Raw genomic sequence first — 20,384 nt, forward strand, 5'->3', positions numbered from 1 at the left:
AAAGGGTTCTCTGGACTCTCCTAAACTTTTTATTATGCTTCGCAGCGTTGTTTTATAATTTTACTTAAAGACCTCAGGCGTATATCCTTCCGGGAGATGGGCTGTTCCTTTGATTACCGGAATGCCTACCTCTGAAGCAGCGTTGCCCGCCAACTCATCAATATTATCGCAGAATCCGTTTCCTAATTTCCAGCCATCCTGTGCTTTATTGGAGAAAGAACAGGTCACGACATGAACGGATTCAGCACCTTTGGCTTTTAAAATCTTGACCATATCCGTAAAGTTATCACCGGGGCAACGGCAGGTAAAAACTCCTGCCAGTGAACATTCAGAATAACCACTGAACGCCTGAAGAGTCTGGTCGTGACTTTTAATGCAATTGGTCAGCGGACATTTATGTTCATTCTTTTCACAGCGGATCATTCCTATCTTACTCATCCTGATCCTCCCGCCTAATACTGTCCGCCGCCCATACCACGGCCACCGCCGCCCATACCGCGACCGCCGCTGCCCATACCACGGCCTCCACCAGCCATACCCATTCCGCGTCCTGTTCCGCCCATACGGCGGCAACCACCACCAAAACGACTTAAGTTATTTGGAGATCTCTTAAGATCAGCAACGGGCCGGCCTGAACCTCCAAATTCAGCCACATAATTATCTGACAATTCACGCACAGTACCTGAATCAGCGGTAACCATTTCAATACGTCCAGCCTGCAAAGCCTGTTCAGCCTTTGGGCCGAATGTACCGGAAATAGCCACATTAACACCCTGATCAGCCAGCAACTGCGCAGTCTGCAAGCCTGCACCGCCAGCAACCTGCGCATTTGCAGAATTATCAACAAAACGGTTTTCACCGGTTTCGCTATTAAAAATGACAAAACCAGCAGCCCTGCCGAAACGAGGTTCAAACGGACTGTCCACATTAGAATTATTTGCACTTACAGCGATAAGCATAATGCCTCCTGTTCTGATATTAATTACTCATTTCAACTAAAGCATAAATGAATCCAACCAGAACTTCGCCTTAAGATACAACCAGTTACATATTTAGCCTTAAAACAACTCGGCGCATAATTAGCCCAACTCTCTAATATAGGACAATTATGCGCCTTAAATTATAGCGTAAAAACAAATTTCGAAAATTAACTGAATCCGATTAGTATCATCCATACTGCTTTGCCCGCCAATCTTCCCGAGTCATCCTGTAAAGAACATGTTTTCGCAATGAACTGTTCCGAGGGACTGACGGATGCTCGAAAGTTTCACTATTGTAAGCCATGCCAAGCCTCTTCATCACGGCTTGTGACGGACTATTCTCGATCGCGGTAAAAGCCACAATTTCATCAAGATCAAGCTCCGTAAAACCATAATTTAAAGCAAATCTTGCGGCCTCAGTGGCATATCCATGTCCCCAAAATTGTTTATCGAGTCGCCAGCCAACTTCAACGCACGGAGAAAAAGGCAATTTAACAATCGGAACATGCAAACCGACAAATCCTATAAATGGCGCAACACCTGGAATCTCCACGGCCCAAAAACCCCAGCCCCGTTCCTCAATCAATGCATTTATTGCATCTGCATTGGCGTCACTTTCTGCTTTTGAAAGAGGAGCATAAAAATAGCGCATAACATCCGGGTCCGCATTAATCCGGGCAAGCGGAGCATAATCGGAAGGTTTCCACCCCCGCAAAATTAGTCTCTTTGTTTTATGTCGGGTCATACTTTAATTAATATACTAAAATTGAGTCCTCTGTAAATTTCAACTGCAATAAATTGTTGCCCAAATAAAAAAAGCAGTCCGGCCTCAAAAGACCAAACTGCTCAAAATATACAACGACCTTCAAACGGAGACAGTCTAAAAAATCTATATGCGAAGCAAACCAAAAGGTTTTGAAAGGATGGGGTCTGGGGAAGAAAAACTTTTGCAAAAGTTTTCCTTCCCCAGCCGCCGGAGGCAATTCTTACAAATTCTTAATAACGGCTTCACCCATTTCGGTGCAGCCTACGAGCTTGCCGCCCTCATCCATGATATCTCCGGTACGCAGCCCTTCGGACAGGGTCTTTTCTACTGCGGCCTCAATGCAATCAGCTTCTTCAGTCATGCTGAAAGAATAGCGCAGCATCATGGCGATGGACAAAATAGTTGCCAGCGGGTTGGCTTTATTCTCGCCTGCGATATCCGGTGCGGAACCGTGGATGGGTTCGTACAGGCCGGGGTTGGATGCGCCAAGCGATGCGGAAGGCAGCATGCCGATGGACCCGGTGATAACGGAAGCTTCATCGGAAAGAATGTCACCGAACAGGTTTCCGGTCACGATGACGTCGAACTGGGAAGGATCGCGCACAAGCTGCATGGCGGCGTTATCCACATACATGTGGGTCAGCTCAATATCGGGATAATCCTCGGAGACTTCTATGACGATCTCACGCCATACACGGGAAACATCCAGCACGTTGGCTTTATCCACGGAACAAAGCTTCTTGTTGCGTTTCTGTGCAGCTTCAAAAGCAACTTTAGCGATGCGTTTTACTTCATGCTCGTAGTAAACCATGGTGTTGTAGCCCATGCGTTCGCCGTTTTCTTCCTTGGTACCGCGAGGTTCACCAAAGTAGATACCGCCAGTCAATTCACGGACAACCATGATGTCGATGCCCTTTTCAACAATGTCAGGACGCAGAAAACAGGCATCTTTGAGCTGAGGAAACAGAGCAGCAGGACGCAGGTTGGCGAAGAGAGAAAGCTCTTTACGAATACCGAGCAGACCTTTTTCGGGACGAATTGCGGGATCAATGGTGTCCCACTTAGGGCCGCCCACCGCGCCGAGCAGTACAGCATCAGACTCTTTGCAAGCCTTGACGGTTTCGTCCGGGAGCGGAACTCCGGTAGCATCGATAGCTGCGCCGCCGATGAGTGCTTCAGTTGTCTCAATTTTGTGACCGAATTTTTCACCGATTACGTCCAGGACTTTGACGCCCTGAGCCATGATTTCCGGCCCGATTCCGTCACCGGGCATTACGCATATTTTCATTTTAAATCCCTATATGATGCGCTATCGCGCTATTTTAAAAGATGCCTTCGGCGACCCTTCGGGGACCAGAGAAACTTTTATTATGGCTTCGCCGTCTTAGATGGACAGATCGTCTTAGATAAAAACGAGCTGCCCTGCATCTTGATTAGTTCTATTTAGAAAGACGTTCTTTTACGTATTCTACCAGTCCGCCGCAATCGAGGATGCCTTTCATGAACGGGGGAACCGGGGCGCAGGTGATGGTTTCGCCTGTTGTTACGTTCTTGATTTCACCCTTATCTGCGTCAACTTCAAGCTGATCGCCGTCACCGAGCTTTTCAAAATCATCACCCACTTCGAGGAGAATGAGGCCCATGTTGAAACCATTACGGTAAAAAATACGGGCAAAACTCTTAGCTACAACAACCGGAATTCCGGCACCGAGAAGTGAAATAGGAGCGTGTTCACGAGAAGAACCACAGCCGAAGTTCTCATCGGCAACCATGATATCGTTCTTTTTAACACGCTTAATCCAGCCTTCTTCAAGACCTTCCATACAATTCGCACCGAGTTCATCAGGATCGGTGGTAACCAAAAAACGGGCCGGGATGATGGCATCAGTATCAATATGCGCCCCGACTCTATGTGCAGTACCTTTAATAGACATATATAAAATTCTCCTTGGGGATAACTGCTCCCCGCTAGAAACTTAAACTCATAAAATATATTCGATGCCCCACTTCTAAAAACCTCAACTAAAAGGTTTTGGGATTCTTAAACCCTTTTGCAAAAGGGTTTAAGCCGCCGGAGGCAAAATCAATTAATTCTTCAAAGCGCATAGCGCATCAGCTTACAAAGATTCAGGATCAGTAATAATACCTGTGATAGCGGAAGCTGCTGCTACAGCGGGGCTGGAGAGGAAAACTTCACTCTCGAGGCTGCCCATGCGGCCCTTGAAGTTACGGTTGGTGGTGGCGATTGCTCTTTCACCGCCTGCAAGAATACCCATATGCCCACCGAGACAGGGACCGCATGTTGCAGGACCTACGATTGCGCCGGATTCCATAAAAGTTTCGATCAAACCTTCGCGCAGAGCCTGCTTCCAGATGTTCGGGGTAGCGGGCAACACGATCAGACGAACATTCTTATTAGATTTGCGCCCCTTCAGCACTGCTGCGGCTTCGCGCAGGTCTTCAATACGACCGTTGGTGCAGGAACCGATGACAGCCTGATGAATGGTCATATCCTTAACTTCGTCAACGGGCTTAACATTATCCGGCAGATGCGGACAGGCGATCTGGGGCTTCATACCCGTTACGTCGATTTTGACTACGCGCTCGTAGCTTGCACCTTCGTCAGCACGCATTTCAACATCGCCGGTGCGACCCGCGGCCTTGCAATATTCAAGAGTCTTTGCGTCAACCGGGAACAGGCCGACCTTACCGCCAGCTTCGATTGCCATGTTGGCAATGGTCATGCGGCCTTCAATGGAAAGATTATCAACAACAGAACCGCTGAATTCGAGCGCCTTGTACAGTGCACCGGAAACACCGATAGTGCCGATGAGATTCAGGATGTAATCCTTGGCACCAATGTACTTGCCGGGAGTTCCTTCGATCTCGACTTTGATGGTAGGAGGTACTTTGAACCATGTTTCACCCAGTGCCATACCGCCGGCGATGTCAGTAGAGCCCATTCCGGTAGCGAATGCTCCGAGACCGCCGTAGGTGCAGGTGTGGGAGTCAGCACCGATTACGATATCGGAAGGACCGACAAGCCCCAGCTCGGGCAGCAATGCATGCTCAACCCCGACTTCGCCACCCTCATAATAATGGGTGATGTTCTTTTCATGGGCGAACTCGCGGACAACCTTGACCTGTTCTGCGGAATCAATGTCCTTGTTAGGAGTGAAATGGTCACAGACAAGAGCAACTTTGTCCTTGTCGAAGACCTGATCCGCGCCCATGGCCCTGAATGATTTAATAGCAAGGGGAGCGGTAATGTCATTGGCCAGTACCATGGAAACATTGCAGCGGACAATCTGGCCCGGCTCTTTCACTGTTTCGTCGGTATGAGCCTGTAAAATTTTCTCAGCTAAAGTTTTACCCATTATTTTTCTCCTGTTTCATGCGTTCAACCCTGTTGATGGCGTTGACATAAGCTTTGGCACTGGCGACGATGATGTCTTCGTCAGAACCGCGCCCGATTGATTTAAAACCGTTGTCAGTAATATGGACCGTAACCGCACCCTGCGCATCAGTACCGCCGGTAACTGCGTTTACGGAATAAAGTTCCAGCTTAGGTGCCCTGCCGACCATCTTGTTGATGGTGGAGAACACCGCGTTGATGGGACCGTCGCCAAACCCCACTTCCTGCATGGTTTCAGGATGTTCCTTATCCTTGCTGAAATCTTCCAGCACAATTGCGGCGTGCGGGGAAACCCCGGCAGTACCGGAAAATACAGAGAGTTCCTTTACCCGGTACAGGTCGTGAATACGGTAAGCCTCTTCCAGAACGAGAGCTTCAACGTCCTCATCAAAAATTTCTTCTTTCTTGTCCGCCAGAGCTTTAACAGCAGAGAAAACCCTTCCGATCTGCTCATCGTCCAGCTGGTAACCCATTTCATTGAGCTTGGAACCCAGCGCATTTCTACCGGAATGCTTACCAATGACAATTGATGTACCCTTCTTGCCGATAGATTCCGGGGTCATAATCTCATAGGTCTGGCGGTTCTTGAGCATGCCATCCTGATGAATGCCGGACTCATGGGCAAAAGCGTTGGCTCCGACAATTGCCTTGTAAGGTGAGATGGGCTGACCGATAGTCGTTGCCAACCTGCGGCAGGACGGGAACAGCTCTTCGGTGAGGATGGAAGTTTCTACATCGTAATAGTCCTTACGGGTATGCAAGGCCATAATCACTTCTTCCAAGGCAGCGTTACCGGCACGTTCGCCGATACCGGAGAGAGTTACCTCAGCCTGACGCGCCCCGGCCTTGATTGCAGCCAGAGTGTTGGCGCAAGCCAAGCCGAGATCATTGTGGCAATGCACGCTGAAGATAGCCTTATCGCTGTTGGGCACTTCTTTGAGCAGGTATTCGATCAACTTACCAAATTCATCCGGCTGGGCGTAACCTACTGTATCAGGAATGTTGATGGTCGTAGCACCTTCAGCAATGGCGATCTCCACAACCTGTGCGAGGAAATCCCAGCGGGAGCGGGATGCATCTTCAGCAGAAAATTCAACATTGGGAGTCAGGGAGACTGCGTGACGCACAGCCTTGCGGGCCATTTCCAAAATCTCTTCCGGTTCCTTATTGAATTTGTGCTTCATGTGGATATCAGAAGTAGCCACAAATGTATGGATTCTGGGGTTCTTGGCATGCTTGACTGCCTCGAACGCGCGGTCAATATCAGCTTTCAGTGCGCGGCAGAGTCCGGCAACCTGAATGTCACCCACAGATTTGGCAATCTCGGTTACAGCTTCGAAATCGCCCTGACTTGCTGCGGGGAATCCGGCTTCGATGATGTCCACACCGAGTTTTTCCAGCTGTCGGGCCATGGTGATTTTCTCAGCCATGTTCATGGTTGCACCGGGGGACTGCTCGCCATCACGCAATGTAGTATCAAAAATGTATACTTTATCAGACATTTATCTATCTCCTAGCAGAGGATGCAAAAAAAGACCTTTTGCAGTTTATAACAAAATTTGGGAATAAAACAGTGAAACAGGTTAAACTACTGAGTAATTTACCGTCCCCTAAAGAATTTTGGTACCTTATAAGCTTATTCTGGATGTAGTTTCAGAACTACCTGAAAAACTTATGACAATTCTTTGGAGGACTTTCCTAGTAGCTTATTGCTTCTGCGGGATAGAATGAAAATAGTATAAATGGGACCGGAAATAATGTATCCGGCAAAAATCACGAAACCCAAAAACTTGGGCTGGGAGGCAACCATGGTAAAGAGCGCAATAACGGTAACCATGGAACTGAAGGGATGAGCTTTGAACACGCCGAATTCTTTGAAAGAATTGTAACGAACAGTACTCACCATCAGAAAAGCGAGGCAATATACGAGCACCAGAGTGAACATAGGCAGTACACTCTGTGCGAGATTTTCAGGAATGTAAGGAGCGAAAAGAATCAAAGTAGACAAGGTACAACCAGCCGCAGGAATGGGCAGACCGATGAAATGGGCCTTGGAGGTTGTTCCAGACTGAACATTAAAACGGGCAAGTCTAAGCACACCGCAAGCCATCAACAAGAAAGCCGCCAGCATACCCAGTCTTCCGAACTGGTGAAGTTGCCAGTGGTAGACCATGAACGCAGGAGTAACACCAAAGGCAACCGCATCCGCCAGAGAATCGAGCTGAACGCCGAATTCACTGCTGGTTCCGGTCAACCGGGCCACCTTTCCGTCGAGACCGTCGAACAGACAGCTCACCAGAATGGCGACAGCACTCATTTCGTATGCACCTTCCACAACCCAGTTCATCGCGAGGAACCCACAAAAAAGGCTCGTCACGGTGAGAAGGTTGGGCAGAATGTATACGCCCTTGTGCTTTGGTATTCTTTTTTCCTTTGCCATGAAAAATACTTATACTTATTTGGAAATAAATTCCAGTAGAATTGTATTAGATTTTTAAATTCATTTTAACCGTTGCTGGTCAAAATGTTCGATTGGCAACAACTTTGCTGCCTCTTCCAGAACAGTTACTACTCCCCTGTTAAGCAAAGGTCAACCCGTGAAATATAAATTATTTATATATCAGTATCGGGATTATAGCGCAGCCCAAGCCCTGCAAGGCATAACCTGCCAGTATAAAAATTGAATACTCACCCAGCACCAATTAAGCTAGCTCTAAACATTTAAAACCAACCTCCTGCCAGAAGAAAGGAGACATTCATAACTGTCTTTATCTTTCAAAAGTGAATCCATCAGCCGCAACCTGCGCTTGCAATAGCCGAGATCATCAAATTCGAAACCAACATGAAAGCCAAGCGTGTGGGCCGCTATCAGAGGCCTATTCCCGGATGATACCACCTCCGAGCACAGCTCCATCTTCTGTATATACAGCCACAATCTGGCCCGGTGTAGGCCGGGAATGCGGCTCAATAAAATCAAATTCTATCCTGCTGCCAACCTGCACGGCCCTTGCGGGCTTAGATCGCTGACGGTAGCGGGTTTGGATAAATACAGTTTTCGGCCAGCTATCAAAATCGATAAGAAAGTTGAAATCGTCCGCCACACACCCCTTGGCCTCAAGCTCATCACGGGTTCCCACGATGAGCAGATTGCGCTCCATATCCTTGTCCAGAACATAGAGCGGAGCCTTCCAAGCTATGCCCAGACCTCGTCGCTGGCCTTGGGTATAACGCCAGAGTCCTTGATGTTTTCCGACTTTGCTTCCGTCGGAAAGAACGGCAATCCCCGGACCGGGAAGCTTTACCTTGCGGTCGATCAGAAACTGGCGGTAATCATCGTCAGGAACAAAACAGATTTCCTGACTCTCTGAGGGCAGAGGAATTTCCACACCACGCTTTTCAAGCTCGGCATAGGTCTGATCTTTACTATGTCCTCCAAGAGGAAAAATAGCATTCAGAACGGAATCACGAGGAACAAGAGAAAGAAAATAGCTCTGGTCCTTGCCCATATCAGCACCACGGGCAAGCACCTTTCCGTAACGGTCGTCTTTGGCAATACGCACGTAATGCCCGGTTCCGAGCAGGTCGCAGCCAAGTTCCTGAGCAGCCTTATAAAGCACGCCGAATTTGATTTCGGGATTGCAAAGAGCGCACGGATTGGGGGTATTTCCCTTCAGATATTCCTGAACAAACGGCTCAACCACCAAGCGGTCAAACTCGGCAGTCAAATCAAAAACATGCAGAGGCACATCCAGCTCCGCACATCTTTTTTCCAGCCCGGCAACAGCGGTTTGCGCTTTTTCCTTTCCAAGAAAACAGCCATGGACCGCCACAATATCCGCCCCGCTCTCTTTGAGCAGAACAAGCGAAAGCAGACTGTCCGCACCGCCACTGACCGCCATAGCCACTTTGCGCCCGGCTGCCAGTTCATTCAGTTCAGGATATTCAAACCCTGGTTCCATTATATTCTCCGCAAATTACTATTTATTTGTAACGGCATATTAACCGTTAAACTTCGTTCCGGTTACAAACTACAGAGCACACCATAGCTGTTCAAGCAAAAAATGAGAAATGCCCGGACACCCCCGATGGGTCTCCGGACAAGTCTCTCACAAGTCTCACATCATTCAAATTCATATTTAAATTTGAATTTGATTTTTATAAAATAAATATGGATTTATTTTATAATTCTAGCACAAGTCTATCTATATAATAAGCCGAAACAGTCCGGCGAATTACTATTCTTCTTTCTTAGGTTGCGGCAGCACAAGATTCAGGAAAACACCGAGGATACCGGCAAGGCCGATTCCGCCGAGTCTGAACTCATCGCTGAAAGGAGTAGGCAGAGACATGCCGCCCACGCCGAAGATTACGATCAGAGCCACAATTGCGAGGTTGCGTGCTTCCATGAGATCTTCACCGGCACGAACGAGGGTGTTCATACCGACAACCATGATCGCACCGAAAAGCAGGACCATGATGCCGCCCATTACCGGAACCGGAATAGTGGACAGGAATGCGCCGACCTTACCGCAGAAAGCGAGGGACATGGCAACGATTGCGGCCCAAGTCATAATAGCGGGGTTGAAAACTTTAATCAGGGCAACAGCACCGGTAACCTCAGAGTAAGTGGTGTTCGGAGGACCGCCGAGGAAAGCCGCGAGAGAAGTGGCCAGACCGTCTCCAAGCATGGTGTTCTGGATACCGGGCTCTTTTACGTAATCTTTATCAGCAACAGAGCTGATGGCGAGAACATCGCCGAAGTGCTCAATTGCCGGGGCAATTGCAACTGGAACGATGAACAGTATGGCTTCGAGGTTCCATTCAGGAGCGGTAAAATTAGGCATCGCAATCCACGGTGCAGCGGCGACAGCGTCAAAATTTACCAAGCCCATGAACAGGGAAACAGCATAACCTGCTGCGATACCGCAAAGGATGGGGATAAGTTTGAGCCAGCCTTTTCCGAGCAGGGAAACCGCAACGGTAACAGCAAGAGAGACCATGGATATGATGAGTGCGGTCTTTTCAGGAACCAGCACCACAGATCCGTCACCGGTTTTACCAACAGCCATGAACACTGCCACAGGAGCAAGGATCAGGCCGATAACCATAATGACCGGACCTGTAACAACCGGAGGCAAAACCCGTTTCAGGATATCGGTTCCGCGCCAGCGGATGAGAAAACTGAGCAGCACATAAAAAACACCTGCGGCGGCAAGACCGCAGAGCGTGGAAGGAATACCCCAAGTCTGCACGCCGTAAATGATGGGAGCGATAAAGGCAAAAGAGGAGGCAAGAAATACGGGGATTTTACCCTTGGTAACAACCTGAAAAACCAATGTTCCCGCACCGGCGGTAAAAAGGGCCACGTTGGGATCAAGGCCGGTAAGAAGAGGGACAAGGACAAGTGCGCCGAATGCGACGAAAAGCATCTGCGCGCCAAGGACAATGTCTTTTGCCCTGAAATTATACTCAGTACTGGATGTGCTCATTAGTAATCTCCGTAAAATTTTTCCAAAAAAAAGGCACCGTATTTGGTGCCTTTAAAAACATTTACTTAGTGCCGAATATCTTATCACCCGCGTCTCCGAGACCGGGGAGAATGTATCCTACATCGTTAAGTTTTTCATCAATCGACGCGACATAAATATCTACGTCCGGGTGAGCTTTAACAATTTTCTCAATCCCTTCAGGAGCAGCTACGAGGAACAGACCTTTAATATTGGTACAACCGGACTTCTTGAGAAGTTCAATTGTAGCCAGCAGGGTTCCGCCGGTAGCGAGCATGGGGTCAAGAATAAGAGCGATGCGCTCATCAATGTTGCTTGCAAGCTTGACGTAATATTCGACAGGCTGCAAACTCTCTTCGTCACGGTAAAAACCGACAACACTGACGCGGGCACCCGGAACCATGTCCAGAACGCCGTCCATCATACCGAGGCCGGCCCTGAGAATAGGAACTACGGTGATTTTTTTACCCTTGATTTCCTCTACCTCAACTTCACCGGCCCAACCATTAATGGTTTTAGCTTCGGTTGCGAGGTCTTTGGTTGCTTCATAAGTAAGCAATCTGGAAATTTCCTGAGCCAGTGCGCGAAAACGACTAGTGCTGATGCCGTCTTCACGGAGAATGCCGAGCTTGTGTCTTACCAAAGGATGGTCTACCACATGTACCGCCACGGTGCCTCCTTGATCCCATGTTATTTGTTTAAAATCCGAAAAGTCAAAACTTCGTGTTTCTATAAGACACAGCTTTGACAGTCAAGCAAAAAAATAACTATTTTCCAGCTAAACCATACTCACTTGGAATTACTGGAAATTGCAAATAAGCATTCAATTACTGATCACGAATATAACCCAATACGGAATAAATTACATGTGCAATAACGAAGATTTTCAAGAAAATGAAAACCAGCTTCTATGGACTGAGACCGCTAAATTTTCCGACCGAAACACCCGGTTGGACAAATTCTGGGGAACCGCCCTTGAAGAGGAAGGAATTTCACGGGGAAAAGTAAAAGACTGGATCAAAGCCGGATTTGCAGAAATCAACGGCAAGATCTGCAAGAAACCGAACCAGAAACTAATGGGGAACGAAGAACTGACCCTTAAGGGCGAAGCGGAACTGACTTCGCTGGTTCCCGAAGAGCTGCCGCTGGACATTATTTATAATGATGGAAAAATCGCAGTCATCAACAAACCAGCAGGACTGACCACCCACCCGGCCCCCAGCTGCCCCACCGGGACCCTTGTCCACCGCATGATCCACCACTTTCCGGAAATCCGCGACATGGATGAATGGCGGCCCGGAATTGTGCACCGTCTGGACAAATTTACTTCCGGCCTCATCAGCATTGCCCTGAACGAGCATGACCGATTAGCCATGTCCACAGCCTTTGCCGAGCGCGAGGTCAACAAGACTTATCTGGCAATTGTACACGGCGTACCTGACCGTGATTTCGGTGAAATTGAAGCCCCCATGGGTCGCCATCCGGTGCACAAAACCAAGATGGCGGTAGTCCTCAAAGGCGGACGCGATGCCCGCTCCGAGTACAAAACCATCTGGTCTGATCCTGCCGGACGGACCAGCCTCGTAAAAGTAAAAATCTACACCGGGCGCACCCACCAGATCAGGGTTCACATGGCCCATATCGGACATCCGCTTGTTGGAGATCAGGTATACGGTTCAATGCCCCACGCCCGCTGGGAACAGGAACAGCCAGAGCTTGCCAAACTTGCCCAGCGTCAGATGCTGCACGCCTACTCCCTTTCCTTTATGCATCCAGAATCAGGCGAAGAACTGAGTTTAACTCAAACACCGCCAAAAGATTTTATCGACATGCTCAAAGCCCTGAACAAATCCGTTCAGCGTGTCGGCTTGATAGGCATGCCCTGTGGCGGGAAATCTGCGGTATTAAATATCCTTGCGGACAATAAAATCCCCACCTTCAGCGCGGACGAGTCCGTTGCCCGCTCCTACGAAAAAGACGGCGCCGGGTGGGAGCTGCTACGCCAGAGATTCGGTAACAAATTTATTGATCCCGAAACAGGAGACGTTGACAAGGCCGCCCTTTTTACTGCCATGCGCGAAAATGATGACCTGCGCCGGGAAGTAATGAACATCGTCCATCCCATTGTGCAGCATGATGTAGAAGAATTTTTCAAGGCAAACACTAATGAACCGCTGGCTGTGGCTGAAGTTCCCCTGCTGTTGGAAGGCGGCTGGCACACCAAAAAGCTGGTTGAGGCAGTAATCGGGGTACGCTGCCCGGATGAAAAACGAACCGGGGAATTACGCGAAAAACGTGGTCTCGAACCTGAAATCCTCGCTGTATTCGATTCATGGCAGTGGGATGAAAAATCCAAAATGGATTGCTGCACCGCCATCATTGAAAATGACGGCGACTTGACTAAACTTGATTCGGAAACAAGCCGGATTATCGAAGTTCTGACAAGCCTGCGCAAGGACAAAGAAACATCATTCGAGAATTACCTCGAAAAGCTGTTCAGACCTGATGAAAGCTAGGTTTCAGTGCTTGTAAGTATTGACTTACCCGCCCCGTGTGTTACTTTATAAGTGAGACCTGAGGCGAGTGGTCAGGACCGTAGTCGGAAGAATGAACATATTATAATGATTAGGATGCAAGTCCATTTTACATAAAAGAATTCTACGCAAGGTCCAACCCCGCTTTCAGCATTAGCATTAGGTTTTAGGTTTAGTGTTTAGGGAGTGAGTACCCCTAGTTTACCTACCAACTCAATCTCGTCACGCCCCCGCCGCATTTATGTGGCGGGGGTCGTTTTTTGTGGGCTTATCCCCATGGAGATCATAATATTTTTCTGTTAGACTTGAATTTAAATTCATAAATCTCAAGCTCAACCACAAAGGCAAAACACATGATCCCCATCCGCGACAACGTCCCCTGCCTGATCACACCTTACGTGTTGCGCGGAATCATGATCCTCAACATCGCGGTATTTGCCTTTGAACAGATGTTGACCCCGCAGGGACGACTTGCACTTTTTCATCTGCTGGGCGTGGTCCCGGCAAGGTTTTTCCATCCCGAATGGGCGGTTTCCGCCGGATATCCCGATGCCGGAATACTGCCGCTTTTCACCTACATGTTCCTGCATAGCGGCTGGCTGCACATCATCCTCAACCTGTGGATGCTCTGGATTTTCGCCGACAACATCGAGGATGCCATGGGGCATGGGCGGTTTATCATCTTTTATCTGGTCTGCGGACTCATTGCCATCGGCATACAGATGGCTATCAATCCGTCAGCCAGTGCCCCGGTAATCGGCGCATCCGGCGCAGTTGCCGGAATCATGGGCGCATACATGCTGCTCTATCCGCACGGGCAGGTATTGACCTTATTCCCGATAATCATCATCCCGTTTTTCTTTAAGATTCCGGCATCATTATTCTTAGGACTATGGTTTCTGATTCAGGTATTTTCCGGTGTATCCGAGCATTTTGCCGAAGGAACGCAAAAGGTCGCATGGGCCGCACACATAGGGGGATTCATTGCCGGGATGATATTGATTCGATTTTTCGTGAAGAAGGATCGTTGTGTTTATTGTTATGTTGCGGAGAAGAAGGATTATGAGTTGCCGGAGGATTTTTAGAAACGCTATTGACTATATACACAAACACGTTTTAAATATAAAAACTTTTACCAACATTTACGAGGTGAACATTATGCAAATACCATTTTCAGCACAATATACACTCGATGAGATATCAGAAGCTTTAGGTTGCGATGAGGCAAAATTTAAAAAGGAAAAGACTGGCAGTTTACAGCGAAGTAACGGGATATATGAATTAGAACGCTGGAATGGAGTACTTCATTTTAACCGTAAGACTCCATTTAGTACAAAAGAGACCGAGTTCATAAAAAAAATTCTGGCAAGCTACAATAGCCTATCTAAGCAATTATCAACACGAGGTGTAGCACACCAATACATGCAAACAGCAATAACCTCTTCTGTTCTAGATATATCAATTGCCAGATATATCTCTAGCTCCCCTGACAGTTTTTTATACATACATAAATTAATTCAACACTTAAAAAGATTAAGCCTTAAACAATATGAAGGAAGTCAAATTAGAACTGGATTCCTTATAACTGAGACAAAACACCAAAAACAAAAAGAATTCGATATTGACTCTGTAGATTATGAAATTGTCCCGACTGACGGCAATATTAAATTAGATAGAAAGACGATAAAGGACACTACGTTCCTAAGAATTATAGACGGCATCAATTCATTTTATCTCTGTGATCCAAAACTCGACATATCAGCATATTGTAATATTTTATCTAGCGAATACGATTCATTCGAAAAACTCTCTGGTAAGTGCATAGAGAATATTCTTCGGAGTGATACCGGTGCACAATTCTATGCAGGTGTCAGCAATTCTGCTGAATTTGAAATTATCACCCACGACAATATAAGAATTTTACACAGAAAAGGAAGATGGTATTTTATCGACTGCAATCTAGTTAACGGTATTATTGCGTCTAAACATCGTGAGACAGAACCATGGAGAATTTTTTATGCTATGTCTAAAATCAAGAAAGGGACGGTCGCACTTATCACAGACAAAACCCAAAATTCTCTTGAGAAACTAGTAAAAAGGCATGTCTCAGATGATAGTGGAGTTAGAAAAAATATTGATGCATGCATTAAAGATGCTGACTTAGGAAGATTGTGTGAAACAGGTGAACTCATGCGAATCCTTACTACCGACGGTATGTCTATCTTCGACAAACATTTTGACAGTCTTATAGACTATAGTGCCATTGTTAATACCGCACTATGTGATAGCGATACAGGTGGAGGAGGAAGGGAAAGCGCCGCAATTGCAGGTTCTTTATTTGGAACAACAGTAAAAGTTTCTGAAGACGGTCCAATCACAATTTTCAAAGACAAAAAAATAATTTATGATGTTGGGTAGCTAGTTGAACTACCTCTCAGTCCCTCCTCACTATCTTCCTGTCCTCACCTAAATTTCAATTATTACGCTTGACTTGCGCGAACTTCGAATTACTTTGATATAGTGACGTTCAAGAAATTGATCGTCCAATCACTCAAGGAGTAATTACAAGATGAGCGTGAAATATAAGGACTACTACAAACTTCTGGGAGTCACCCGCTCCGCAAGTAAAGAAGATATTGCTAAAGGCTTTAAAAAGCTGGCTCGGCAGTATCACCCGGACTTGAACCCGGATAACCCGGAAGCGGAAAAGAAGTTTAAAGAAATCAACGAAGCATACGAAGTTCTGAAGGACCCGGAAAAGCGTAAAATGTACGACCAGTTCGGCGCGGACTGGGAGCATGGACAGAATTTCCGTCCGCCTCCGGGCTACGAGAACATGAACTTCAGCGGCGGTGGCGGCGGATTCGGTGGCTTCGGCGGCGCAGGCGGCGGTGATTTCAGCGACTTTTTTGAAACCATTTTCGGTGGCGGTGGAGCACAAGGCTTCGGCGGTGGCGGTTTCGGCGGCGCGCAGGGATTTGGCGGCGGTGGTGGATTCCATCAGCAGCGACCCCGCAAAGGCGAAAACTCTGAAACCATTCTGCTGCTGACCCTTGAAGAAGCATACAAGGGCGGACCTAAATCCGTTACCGTGCAGGAAAAGGCAACCGGCCCCGGCGGGCATCCTATGGTGCAGTCCAAGACTCTGGATGTTAAAATTCCCGCAGGTATCAAAGAAGGCCAGAAGATTCGCCTTTCCGGTCAGGGATCACCCGGCCCGCATGACGGACCGCGCGGCGACCTGTACCTGAAGATTAAACTTGCGGCGCATAAGGATTTCAAGGTCGAAGAAAGCAATGTTATCCTCGACCTGAAGCTTGCCCCTTGGGAAGCGGCACTTGGCGGAAAATTCAAACTGCCCACCCTTGACGGCATGGTTGAAATGAACATCCCCGCAGGACTTGGCAGCGGCAAGAAGCTGCGCATCAAGGGCCGCGGACTCGGCACTGGAGCCAAGAAAGGCGACCAGTTTGTGCGCATCATGATTCAGGTGCCCAAAGCCGAAACCGACGAAATGAAGAAACTCTGGGAAGAACTGGCTGAAAAGTCCGACTTCTCACCCCGCTCATTCTAAAGGAGGCCCGCCATGGACATTAAAGAAAGGACCGAAGCGCAGCCTCCATCCAGTTCCAAACGTCTGGTCATCACTCAGGTCATGGAAATGACCGGACTGAAAGAGACCGTAGTACTGGAACTGATCAGCATGGAATGGGTGCGGCCCGGAACAACCGGGGACGGACATTATCTCTTTGAAACAAGCGATCTCTATCGCATGACCAAACTTTCAAGGCTCTGCAAGGACCTTGATGTCACCCCCACAGGCGGGTCGATTATCGTCGATCTGCTTGATAGGGTCGAAAAACTCGAGTCACAACTCGAAGAGATGAAAAAGTTAATTTAAAAAACGCAATGACTTGCGAGTTTAAAAATAGATTCAAACTCCTGCCTAATACGCCGGATAACTTCAGGGGGAGGACCATCCTCTCTCCCTGAAGAACAGTAAAGGTGCGTCGAAATTCAGCCTAACCGGTTGAAAATGGGTTGTGAATCTTGAATGCAAGTCAATTAAGATAAAGCAAAAGGAGACTGTATATGGATCCGAACAAATTCACACAGAAAACCAACGACGCCATAGCTGCGGCACAATCTCTGGCTGTTAAAAACGGTCAGCAGCAGATAGAAGTGGAACACCTCCTCCTTGCTCTCATTGAGCAGGAAAAAGGCATTGTTTCCAAAATTCTCCAGAAAACATCCATTGATCCCGCGACCTATAAAAAGGCTGTCGAGGATGAAATCCGCAAACTTCCGCGGGTCAGCGGCCCCGGCGCACAGCCCGGACAGGTCTTTGTTACCCAGCGGTTGAACAGGATTATTGTGGCTTCTGAAGAAATCGCCCAGCGCATGCAGGACGAATTCATCAGCGTGGAACACCTTTTCCTGGCCATCATGGATGAACACGGCTCTACCGGAGCAGGTAAAGTCAACAAAACCTTCGGCCTGACCAAGGATAAGGTTCTGGAAGCTATGACCTCCATTCGCGGCAACCAGCGCGTGACCACTGATAACCCGGAAGCCACCTATGATGCGCTCAAAAAATATGGTCGAGATCTGGTGGAAGAGGCCCGCAAAGGCAAGCTTGATCCGGTCATCGGCCGTGATTCCGAAGTCAGACGCGTAATCCGCATCCTTTCCCGACGCACCAAGAACAACCCTATCCTCATCGGTGAGGCCGGGGTCGGTAAAACCGCTATCATCGAAGGGCTGGCTCAGCGTATCGTCAAACAGGACGTGCCTGAAGGTCTGAAAGACAAGACCGTGTTCATGCTCGACATGGGCGCGCTCATTGCGGGCGCGAAATATCGCGGTGAGTTTGAGGAACGCCTCAAGGCAGTACTAAAGGAAGTTCAGGAATCAGATGGACAAATTCTCATCTTTATTGATGAAATCCACACCATTGTGGGCGCGGGTAAGACTGACGGCGCAATGGATGCCGGAAACCTGCTCAAGCCCATGCTGGCCCGTGGCGAACTGCATTGCATCGGCGCGACCACCACTGATGAGTACCGCAAATATATTGAAAAGGACCCGGCCCTTGAACGTCGCTTCCAGACCATTCTAGTTGAGGAGCCGACCATCGAGGATACCATCTCAATCCTGCGCGGATTGAAGGAACGGTTTGAAGTGCACCACGGTGTACGCATCAGCGACAGCGCGCTGGTGGAAGCGGCAGGACTCTCCGCCCGCTACATCACCGACCGCCAGTTGCCGGACAAAGCCATCGACTTAATTGATGAAGCCGCAGCCATGATCAGGACCGAGATCGACTCCCAGCCCTACGAACTGGACAAGATCAACCGCCAGATTTTGCAGGCTGAAATCGAACGCGAGGCCCTGCGCAAAGAAGAAGATGCCGCATCCCGTGAGCGTCTTTCCAAGCTGGAAGACTCCCTCACTGAAATGAAGATCAAGCAATCCGAACTGGTCGAGCAATGGGAAAAAGAAAAAGGTTCCATCGACACTGTGCGCGACCTCAAGGCCCAGATCGAAAAAACCAAACTCGACATTGAGGAAGCGGAACGCAACCTTGATTACAACCGCGCTGCGGAACTGAAATACTCAACCCTGCTCGCTCTGGAACAACAGCTTGAAGGGATTGAAAATGAGATTGAAGGCGAAGAGGACAAAGTCACTGCGGACAGCAAGCGTTTGCTCAAGGAATTTGTCGGCCCGGATGACATTGCCGGGATTATCTCCCGCTGGACTGGAATCCCGGTCACCCGCCTTGTGGAAGGTGAACGCGAGAAACTGCTCCGCCTTGAAGACATTCTGCATGACCGGGTAATCGGTCAGGATGATGCGGTGCGGGCGGTATCCGAAGCGGTACTGCGTGCCCGTGCGGGTCTGAAAGATCCTTCGCGGCCTATCGGTTCATTCATCTTCCTCGGCCCCACCGGAGTCGGTAAGACAGAGCTTTGCAAGGCCCTTGCTGAAGCGCTCTTTGATAGTGAAGAAAACATCGTACGCATGGACATGTCAGAGTACATGGAAAAGCACGCAGTAGCGCGGCTCATCGGTGCGCCTCCGGGCTACATCGGTTACGATGAAGGCGGACAGCTTACCGAGGCCATCCGCCGCAAGCCCTATTCCGTAGTGCTCTTTGATGAAATCGAAAAAGCGCACAGCGATGTATTCAACGTGCTGCTGCAAATCCTAGATGATGGCCGAATCACTGATTCTCAGGGCCGCACCGTGGATTGCAAAAACACCATCATCATCATGACTTCCAACCTCGGTTCCCAGCTTATGCTTGAAGGAATTGAAGACAACGGCGAATTCAAAAACGGTGTGCAGGACGGAGTAATGAATGTGCTGCGCGGACATTTCAGGCCCGAATTCCTGAACCGCGTGGACGAAACAGTGCTCTTCAAGCCGCTGCTCGAAAAGGATCTTGTCAAAATCGTAGACCTGCAACTTGCAGGACTGCGTTCGCGCCTTGAAGAACAGAAGATGTCCATGGAAGTATCAGATAAAGCCAAGGCATTCATCGCCCACGCGTCCTACGATCCCATCTACGGGGCAAGGCCGCTACGCAGATACTTACAAGCTCACGTGGAAACCCCACTGGCTAAAAAGATCATCGGCGGAGAATTGCAGGAAGAGAACAGTGTCAGCATCGATGCCGGTGCGGATGGATTGGAATTTATGACTGAATAATATTAAGGCCTCCGGCGGCCCTGCCGGGGGCCTTAAACCCTTTTGCAAAGAGGTTTAAGAATCCCAAAACCTTTTAGTAGGCTTCGCGCTGCGTTGACCTATAGCCTTGCGCTAACGAAAGCACTGCTTCCACTTATTGGCTTTCCTCACAATAGCAATTTTCTTAAGCCCGCATGAAAAAATTCATGCGGGCTTACTTTTTATGTTGACAGCAAACTTAAATTTAAATAGTAACAATTATCAACAGCAACAGATAAGGAGATTCTAATGCAAGATAAGGTACTCGAAGCAATGAAAGAAGCTGGTAAGCCAGTTCGTCCCGGTGATGTAGCAAAAGCAATCGGTGAAGAATCCAAGGATGTTTCCAAAGCCATTAAGGCACTCAGGGAAGCAGGAAAAGTGCACAGCCCCAAACGCTGCTACTACGAGCCTCTTTAAGAAATTTCCAATTACCTCATAACCACTCAC

General features: G+C 48.4%; 18 protein-coding genes. 7 read left to right on the forward strand and 11 right to left on the reverse strand.

The window, feature by feature from the left end:
- Positions 1 to 60 precede the first annotated feature (60 nt).
- The 11 genes from FMS18_RS12915 to upp form a co-directional block, all read right to left on the reverse strand.
- The gene (locus FMS18_RS12915) at positions 61 to 438 is read right to left on the reverse strand and encodes a CGGC domain-containing protein (protein WP_163295086.1); all 378 of its coding nucleotides are present in this window, start codon (positions 436 to 438) and stop codon (positions 61 to 63) included.
- Positions 439 to 452: 14 nt separating this feature from the next.
- Complete coding sequence (locus FMS18_RS12920; RefSeq protein ID WP_163295087.1) at positions 453 to 959, reverse strand: NifB/NifX family molybdenum-iron cluster-binding protein; 507 nt, start codon at positions 957 to 959, stop codon at positions 453 to 455.
- Positions 960 to 1,167: 208 nt separating this feature from the next.
- Positions 1,168 to 1,725, reverse strand: coding sequence for a GNAT family N-acetyltransferase (locus FMS18_RS12925; protein WP_163295088.1), 558 nt, complete (start codon positions 1,723 to 1,725; stop codon positions 1,168 to 1,170).
- Between the two features lie 241 nt (positions 1,726 to 1,966).
- Positions 1,967 to 3,034: a 3-isopropylmalate dehydrogenase gene (gene leuB, locus FMS18_RS12930; protein ID WP_163295089.1), complete on the reverse strand. Its 1,068-nt coding sequence runs from the start codon at positions 3,032 to 3,034 to the stop codon at positions 1,967 to 1,969.
- Between the two features lie 151 nt (positions 3,035 to 3,185).
- A complete protein-coding gene (locus FMS18_RS12935) occupies positions 3,186 to 3,680 on the reverse strand; it encodes a 3-isopropylmalate dehydratase small subunit (protein WP_163295090.1) in 495 nt (164 codons plus the stop codon).
- Positions 3,681 to 3,863: 183 nt separating this feature from the next.
- Complete coding sequence (leuC, locus tag FMS18_RS12940; RefSeq protein WP_163295091.1) at positions 3,864 to 5,123, reverse strand: 3-isopropylmalate dehydratase large subunit; 1,260 nt, start codon at positions 5,121 to 5,123, stop codon at positions 3,864 to 3,866.
- Entirely contained in the window at positions 5,116 to 6,663 is a 1,548-nt protein-coding gene (locus FMS18_RS12945) for a 2-isopropylmalate synthase (protein WP_163295092.1), read from the reverse strand. The genes leuC and FMS18_RS12945 overlap by 8 nt, the downstream gene beginning before the upstream one ends.
- A gap of 170 nt (positions 6,664 to 6,833) precedes the next feature.
- Positions 6,834 to 7,601 (reverse strand): CDP-diacylglycerol--serine O-phosphatidyltransferase, encoded by a 768-nt coding sequence (gene pssA, locus FMS18_RS12950; RefSeq protein WP_163295093.1) that lies wholly within the window; start codon positions 7,599 to 7,601, stop codon positions 6,834 to 6,836.
- Positions 7,602 to 8,037: 436 nt separating this feature from the next.
- Entirely contained in the window at positions 8,038 to 9,120 is a 1,083-nt protein-coding gene (mnmA, locus tag FMS18_RS12955; protein WP_163295094.1) for a tRNA 2-thiouridine(34) synthase MnmA, read from the reverse strand.
- Between the two features lie 276 nt (positions 9,121 to 9,396).
- Entirely contained in the window at positions 9,397 to 10,650 is a 1,254-nt protein-coding gene (locus tag FMS18_RS12960; protein WP_163295095.1) for a uracil-xanthine permease family protein, read from the reverse strand.
- A gap of 61 nt (positions 10,651 to 10,711) precedes the next feature.
- Entirely contained in the window at positions 10,712 to 11,338 is a 627-nt protein-coding gene (gene upp / locus FMS18_RS12965) for a uracil phosphoribosyltransferase (RefSeq protein WP_163295096.1), read from the reverse strand.
- A gap of 196 nt (positions 11,339 to 11,534) precedes the next feature.
- Between upp and coaE the strand changes: the two genes are divergently transcribed.
- The 7 genes from coaE to FMS18_RS13000 all read left to right on the forward strand — a co-directional run bounded on the left by coaE (position 11,535) and on the right by FMS18_RS13000 (position 20,354).
- Positions 11,535 to 13,184 carry a dephospho-CoA kinase gene (gene coaE, locus FMS18_RS12970; protein WP_163295097.1) on the forward strand — a complete coding sequence of 550 codons (1,650 nt, stop codon included), beginning with the start codon at positions 11,535 to 11,537 and terminating at the stop codon, positions 13,182 to 13,184.
- Positions 13,185 to 13,555: 371 nt separating this feature from the next.
- Complete coding sequence (locus FMS18_RS12975) at positions 13,556 to 14,287, forward strand: rhomboid family intramembrane serine protease (protein ID WP_163295098.1); 732 nt, start codon at positions 13,556 to 13,558, stop codon at positions 14,285 to 14,287.
- A 73-nt stretch (positions 14,288 to 14,360) separates the two neighbouring features.
- The gene (locus FMS18_RS12980) at positions 14,361 to 15,620 is read left to right on the forward strand and encodes a hypothetical protein (RefSeq protein ID WP_163295099.1); all 1,260 of its coding nucleotides are present in this window, start codon (positions 14,361 to 14,363) and stop codon (positions 15,618 to 15,620) included.
- Positions 15,621 to 15,771: 151 nt separating this feature from the next.
- Complete coding sequence (locus FMS18_RS12985; RefSeq protein ID WP_163295100.1) at positions 15,772 to 16,776, forward strand: DnaJ C-terminal domain-containing protein; 1,005 nt, start codon at positions 15,772 to 15,774, stop codon at positions 16,774 to 16,776.
- A 12-nt stretch (positions 16,777 to 16,788) separates the two neighbouring features.
- Positions 16,789 to 17,103: a chaperone modulator CbpM gene (locus tag FMS18_RS12990; RefSeq protein WP_163295101.1), complete on the forward strand. Its 315-nt coding sequence runs from the start codon at positions 16,789 to 16,791 to the stop codon at positions 17,101 to 17,103.
- Positions 17,104 to 17,294: 191 nt separating this feature from the next.
- Positions 17,295 to 19,916 carry an ATP-dependent chaperone ClpB gene (gene clpB, locus FMS18_RS12995; RefSeq protein ID WP_163295102.1) on the forward strand — a complete coding sequence of 874 codons (2,622 nt, stop codon included), beginning with the start codon at positions 17,295 to 17,297 and terminating at the stop codon, positions 19,914 to 19,916.
- 267 nt (positions 19,917 to 20,183) lie between these two features.
- The gene (locus tag FMS18_RS13000) at positions 20,184 to 20,354 is read left to right on the forward strand and encodes a transcriptional regulator (protein WP_163295103.1); all 171 of its coding nucleotides are present in this window, start codon (positions 20,184 to 20,186) and stop codon (positions 20,352 to 20,354) included.
- The last annotated feature ends 30 nt before the right edge of the window (positions 20,355 to 20,384 follow it).

This window comes from Desulfovibrio sp. JC022 (assembly GCF_010470665.1).
GTDB lineage: Bacteria > Desulfobacterota > Desulfovibrionia > Desulfovibrionales > Desulfovibrionaceae > Maridesulfovibrio.

Bases quoted from the DNA above. Each gene is read 5' to 3' on its own strand.
- FMS18_RS12980 (WP_163295099.1), top strand. From the start codon at position 14,361: ATGCAAATACCATTTTCAGCACAATATACACTCGATGAGATATCAGAA.
- FMS18_RS12990 (WP_163295101.1), top strand. From the start codon at position 16,789: ATGGACATTAAAGAAAGGACCGAAGCGCAGCCTCCATCCAGTTCCAAA.
- FMS18_RS12975 (WP_163295098.1), top strand. From the start codon at position 13,556: ATGATCCCCATCCGCGACAACGTCCCCTGCCTGATCACACCTTACGTG.
- FMS18_RS12915 (WP_163295086.1), bottom strand. From the start codon at position 438: ATGAGTAAGATAGGAATGATCCGCTGTGAAAAGAATGAACATAAATGT.
- pssA (WP_163295093.1), bottom strand. From the start codon at position 7,601: ATGGCAAAGGAAAAAAGAATACCAAAGCACAAGGGCGTATACATTCTG.
- FMS18_RS12935 (WP_163295090.1), bottom strand. From the start codon at position 3,680: ATGTCTATTAAAGGTACTGCACATAGAGTCGGGGCGCATATTGATACT.
- leuC (WP_163295091.1), bottom strand. From the start codon at position 5,123: ATGGGTAAAACTTTAGCTGAGAAAATTTTACAGGCTCATACCGACGAA.
- FMS18_RS12925 (WP_163295088.1), bottom strand. From the start codon at position 1,725: ATGACCCGACATAAAACAAAGAGACTAATTTTGCGGGGGTGGAAACCT.
- FMS18_RS12985 (WP_163295100.1), top strand. From the start codon at position 15,772: ATGAGCGTGAAATATAAGGACTACTACAAACTTCTGGGAGTCACCCGC.
- FMS18_RS12945 (WP_163295092.1), bottom strand. From the start codon at position 6,663: ATGTCTGATAAAGTATACATTTTTGATACTACATTGCGTGATGGCGAG.
- mnmA (WP_163295094.1), bottom strand. From the start codon at position 9,120: ATGGAACCAGGGTTTGAATATCCTGAACTGAATGAACTGGCAGCCGGG.
- clpB (WP_163295102.1), top strand. From the start codon at position 17,295: ATGGATCCGAACAAATTCACACAGAAAACCAACGACGCCATAGCTGCG.
- FMS18_RS12960 (WP_163295095.1), bottom strand. From the start codon at position 10,650: ATGAGCACATCCAGTACTGAGTATAATTTCAGGGCAAAAGACATTGTC.
- FMS18_RS12920 (WP_163295087.1), bottom strand. From the start codon at position 959: ATGCTTATCGCTGTAAGTGCAAATAATTCTAATGTGGACAGTCCGTTT.
- FMS18_RS13000 (WP_163295103.1), top strand. From the start codon at position 20,184: ATGCAAGATAAGGTACTCGAAGCAATGAAAGAAGCTGGTAAGCCAGTT.
- leuB (WP_163295089.1), bottom strand. From the start codon at position 3,034: ATGAAAATATGCGTAATGCCCGGTGACGGAATCGGGCCGGAAATCATG.
- coaE (WP_163295097.1), top strand. From the start codon at position 11,535: ATGTGCAATAACGAAGATTTTCAAGAAAATGAAAACCAGCTTCTATGG.